The organism is Brochothrix sp., assembly GCF_017549435.1.
In the GTDB taxonomy this organism is placed as follows: domain Bacteria; phylum Bacillota; class Bacilli; order Lactobacillales; family Listeriaceae; genus Brochothrix; species Brochothrix thermosphacta.
Genome location: NZ_JAFYUW010000091.1, coordinates 1 through 3,746, shown reverse-complemented (window position 1 = coordinate 3,746; position 3,746 = coordinate 1). Strand labels below are relative to the sequence as shown.

The 3,746-nt window shown below is 33.3% G+C and carries 6 protein-coding genes; 2 read left to right on the top strand and 4 right to left on the bottom strand.

Annotated elements, in window-relative coordinates:
* Positions 1-171 precede the first annotated feature (171 nt).
* Both IKV95_RS06120 and IKV95_RS06115 read left to right on the top strand, forming a co-directional pair.
* Positions 172-441 (top strand): zinc ribbon domain-containing protein, encoded by a 270-nt coding sequence (locus tag IKV95_RS06120; RefSeq protein WP_287451517.1) that lies wholly within the window; start codon positions 172-174, stop codon positions 439-441.
* Between the two features lie 120 nt (positions 442-561).
* On the top strand, positions 562-1,257 hold the full coding sequence (locus IKV95_RS06115) for a LytR/AlgR family response regulator transcription factor (protein ID WP_287451516.1): 696 nt from the start codon (positions 562-564) through the stop codon (positions 1,255-1,257).
* Between the two features lie 51 nt (positions 1,258-1,308).
* On the opposite strand, the gene IKV95_RS06110 is transcribed toward IKV95_RS06115, so the two are convergent.
* The 4 genes from IKV95_RS06110 to IKV95_RS06095 all read right to left on the bottom strand — a co-directional run bounded on the left by IKV95_RS06110 (position 1,309) and on the right by IKV95_RS06095 (position 3,272).
* Positions 1,309-1,665 (bottom strand): hypothetical protein, encoded by a 357-nt coding sequence (locus tag IKV95_RS06110; RefSeq protein WP_119945867.1) that lies wholly within the window; start codon positions 1,663-1,665, stop codon positions 1,309-1,311.
* 30 nt (positions 1,666-1,695) lie between these two features.
* Positions 1,696-2,277: a hypothetical protein gene (locus IKV95_RS06105; protein WP_069126078.1), complete on the bottom strand. Its 582-nt coding sequence runs from the start codon at positions 2,275-2,277 to the stop codon at positions 1,696-1,698.
* 384 nt (positions 2,278-2,661) lie between these two features.
* Complete coding sequence (locus IKV95_RS06100; protein ID WP_162919385.1) at positions 2,662-2,835, bottom strand: LPXTG cell wall anchor domain-containing protein; 174 nt, start codon at positions 2,833-2,835, stop codon at positions 2,662-2,664.
* Between the two features lie 185 nt (positions 2,836-3,020).
* The gene (locus IKV95_RS06095; RefSeq protein ID WP_176718546.1) at positions 3,021-3,272 is read right to left on the bottom strand and encodes a hypothetical protein; all 252 of its coding nucleotides are present in this window, start codon (positions 3,270-3,272) and stop codon (positions 3,021-3,023) included.
* Positions 3,273-3,746 lie beyond the last annotated feature (474 nt).

The window sequence follows — 3,746 nt, the reverse complement described above, 5'->3', positions numbered from 1 at the left end:
TTTTAGATACAACAACTAAAAAACTTAAATGATTTTTAATTTATTACATTCGAAGAACCGTCATCAACAACTTTTTTTGATAAACACTTTCTTAAAAAAAAGGAATTAAGCAATGATGCGTTGCTTTTTCATAGAATAAAAATTTATTTTTTTAACATCGGAGGAATTAAAATGTCAAAAACACCACAATGCCAAAGTTGCGGGATGCCAATGAATAAAGCAGATGAATTTGGTATCGAAAAGGATGGTTCTGCTTCAGAAAAATACTGTATTAAATGTTACGATAATGGTCAATGGACCAATGGTGAGGCAACATTTGATGAATTTTATGAAATAAGTTTACGAGGCTTTCAAAATTCAGATATGAACAAAGTACAAAAATATTTTCTTAATAAGATGTACACTAAAAAATTCCTTAAAAAACTAGATCGTTGGAAATAGCAGGATTAGCCTCTTGAAACATCTAAGAGGCTTTTTTTACGTGCACTCTCTTCCACTCTTTTTTTAAGTTAACTACCATTACTTTTGAAACGGTTATAATGTGCTCAAGAGGTGAGCTTAATGTTAAATGTTGCAATTTTTGCAAAGTACTCGTCAACCCTACACACTATCGAACGTCTTTTGGAAAGCTATCACACTCAACTGTTCAATCCCCACTGTTACACCTATCCTATTCATCTCAACCCTGAATTTCGCGCTAACACTTTTTCTTTTTTGATTCTATCACTTGACGATACAGATATTGATGCACTTGCGCTAGCAAAAAAGATCCGACAATTAGCTCCTGCTGTTCCATTGATATTAACGACTACTAGGCAAAGGCTATTACCTGATCTATTGACACTCGATATCTTTGCTTGTATTCCTCAACCTATACAGAAAACACCGTTTTTCTCCACAGTTAAACGTTTATTATTTTCCCTTAAAACCACTCCTCCCTTATTTCATTTCAGTGAATATCAAAAAAAAATTCGGCTCCCCTGTGAAAACATTCTTTATTTTGAAAAAAAACGTCGCTTAGTTATTATTACAACTCTCCACGAAGTTTTTTCTCCTTATTTAACAACCACGGAAGTTCTTAAACAACTCGATACCTCTTTCATCCAAATTCATCGTTCCTATATTATAAACAGTCGTTACGTTATAAACTCGGGCAATAACAAAGTCACAGTAACCGATTCACATGAAGAAATTATCAACTTGCCGATTGGTCGGACCTTTCAACAATCAGTTAAACAAAAATTACGACGATTGTGACAGCGAATTTTCGAATAAAAAAACAGACTGTCATGTCAGTCTGTTTGTAATCTACTTCTTTCGGTATTTATTAATCTCATAATTAATGCCTAAAATAAGGAAACGGTAAAAGATAAATACCGTAATAGTTAACAGGATATAGTTAGAGGAGTATTCTCCACCCGGAAAGGCATACATCGGATAATAGACCAAAAGACTCACAGTAATTAATTCTATCAGGGCTTGCCGTTTACCAATTTTACGTAAAATTTTTTTAAACGATTTGATATTAAAAACATCAGCCAACTCAAGCGTAAGCAAACCTTTTAAAGCGCCCATTACAAGAAGTGGTGCCATCACTATGTTGATTGAATCAATATTATAGATACGTAAAATCGCTAGATACAGAACAGTACTTATTAATAACATCAAGATTATCAGTCCTTTACTGGTTACTACCTAAGGCGTTTGTATTGTATATGAAAACTTTACAAATGGAATATTAACCCCGACATTTACTTTTTTCCACCCTTTTGAAATAGCATAAGCCACAGAAGAAGCACATGTTGCAGTAATCACTGCCGCTGCCCCCGCTCCCCAAGGACCCGCAATAGCAATCTTTCTAATATGCCATCCGACATAACCAGTGACGAATGCTCCACCTGCTATCGCACCCTTTGCTCTTGTTTTTTTACCTAATTTTATTTGCAAACCGACAAACCCTCTCGTTTCTACCCCTATATTCTCCTTTTTTATTATTTTAAATTCTTGTGTTAATTGGTTAAGCTCTTGTAATTGTTTGTTAGTGAAACCAATCTTATATAATTCTGGATTTGACATATCTAATGCTATATTACCATCCGCTTTCTTTATATAGAACGAACTTAAAGTCTCAAATTGTTTCATAACATCTAATGATAAAGGCTCTTCATGAATCAAGGTATTACTTATATTAGAAGCTTCTACCTTTTTGTCTATGGCTAAACATACACACGTAAACATTAAAGACATACAAATTAAAATACTAAATAGTTTTTTCATCTCTTATCCTCCTTCAAATTTTTTGTATTTTAAATCTTATTAATCAAAATAACCAACCACTTTCAATACCAGTATAGCGCTATTAACACCTATAAAATAGCTAATGTAACCAACTGCAGATTATATGTAACAAGTGGAAGAGATAACTAAAATAGCCGTGATAAAGATGATGGTCTTAAAAAAGGTGCCTAAGTTGTTTAGATTTTCGGATTCAATATATGACTTATTTTTCACTAAACAATCATGGTAAGATATGAATGAAACCTCTGATTATTTATCAATTTTTTAACTATTTTTTATGGAGAAGAAAAAAACAGCCACATACATGGCTGTTAAAATGAACAATTTATTTTACTATGTTGAAAGCAGTATAGCTATTAAATGTTATAGTTGTCCACTGCGTTTTTTGCTTCTTTTGACGTAGAACCACAATAAAACAGCTATACTAATAAGAATAGACCCTAAAACCGCTAACCAAACGAGCGTTTCTGCACCTGTTGTTGGTAAATCGCCTATTTTAATAATCGTTTGCTTCTTTTCTAAATTAGGCGTAACCACATCTTTTTCATCTAAATTTTCAACGATCGACTCAATGGCCTTATCTAGATTTCCAGTGACTTTAATGACTTGATTTTCGCTTGGGCATCGAAGTTAGATGGAGTGATAAGAGTGTTACTAACACCAGTTTAATTGTTTGTTTTATACTTATCATCTTTATCCCCCCTTAAGTCAAAGTGAAAACTTTAGTTTGTTTTAGCCTCTTCTACTGTTTTTCCATCCATACGTAAAGCAGTGAATTTGAAAGACAATTTAGACTCTACATAGTTTTGTTTCTCTGATAGCGCATCTTTATCCATTGTCCCTGTAAATTCAAAATTAGTAGCCCTATCTGCATCTGTTTTATCTGCAAATTCACCTTCATTATTCGCTAATCTTACAAGTTCTTGATTAATTGTGTACTTTTGTACCTCTGCTTTTGTAGCAACTAAAGGCACAATTTCATTTCCTTCATATCCTGTTGTACGTTTAAGGTTTAACTGAGTTAACGCTGGAACACCTTTCCCTCCACTGATTTCATACGTATCAACATCAACTTTTACAGGACGACCAGACTTGTTAATAATTTGGTAGTTTTTTGGTGAAGTGATGGTTGCTTCATCTTCAGACTCAAATATGACTTCAGTCGGTAATGTTACATTAATCCAACGATCGTCTCCATTAGGTAATGGCGTGTTAGGGTCAGTATTATCAATTTTCCCTAAGTTGCCTCGTGTACTAACATCGGCAGAAATATATTTTAAATAAATCTGTGACTCACATAACTGATACTTATTATTTAAATACTTGTGTTGCTTTTACTGCTTTTTGCCATCCTTCATAAAGCAATTCTTCTTTTTCAGTACCTTCGATTGGCTCAAATTGCTTTTCTAACTGCCAATGTTGTTGAATTTCTTCCTTATCTTTCCAAA

What these genes read in the sequence shown, in the direction of transcription:
- IKV95_RS06120 (WP_287451517.1), top strand. Translation starts at nt 172, where the DNA reads ATGTCAAAAACACCACAATGCCAAAGTTGCGGGATGCCAATGAATAAA.
- IKV95_RS06115 (WP_287451516.1), top strand. Translation starts at nt 562, where the DNA reads ATGTTAAATGTTGCAATTTTTGCAAAGTACTCGTCAACCCTACACACT.
- IKV95_RS06110 (WP_119945867.1), bottom strand. Translation starts at nt 1,665, where the DNA reads ATGTTATTAATAAGTACTGTTCTGTATCTAGCGATTTTACGTATCTAT.
- IKV95_RS06105 (WP_069126078.1), bottom strand. Translation starts at nt 2,277, where the DNA reads ATGAAAAAACTATTTAGTATTTTAATTTGTATGTCTTTAATGTTTACG.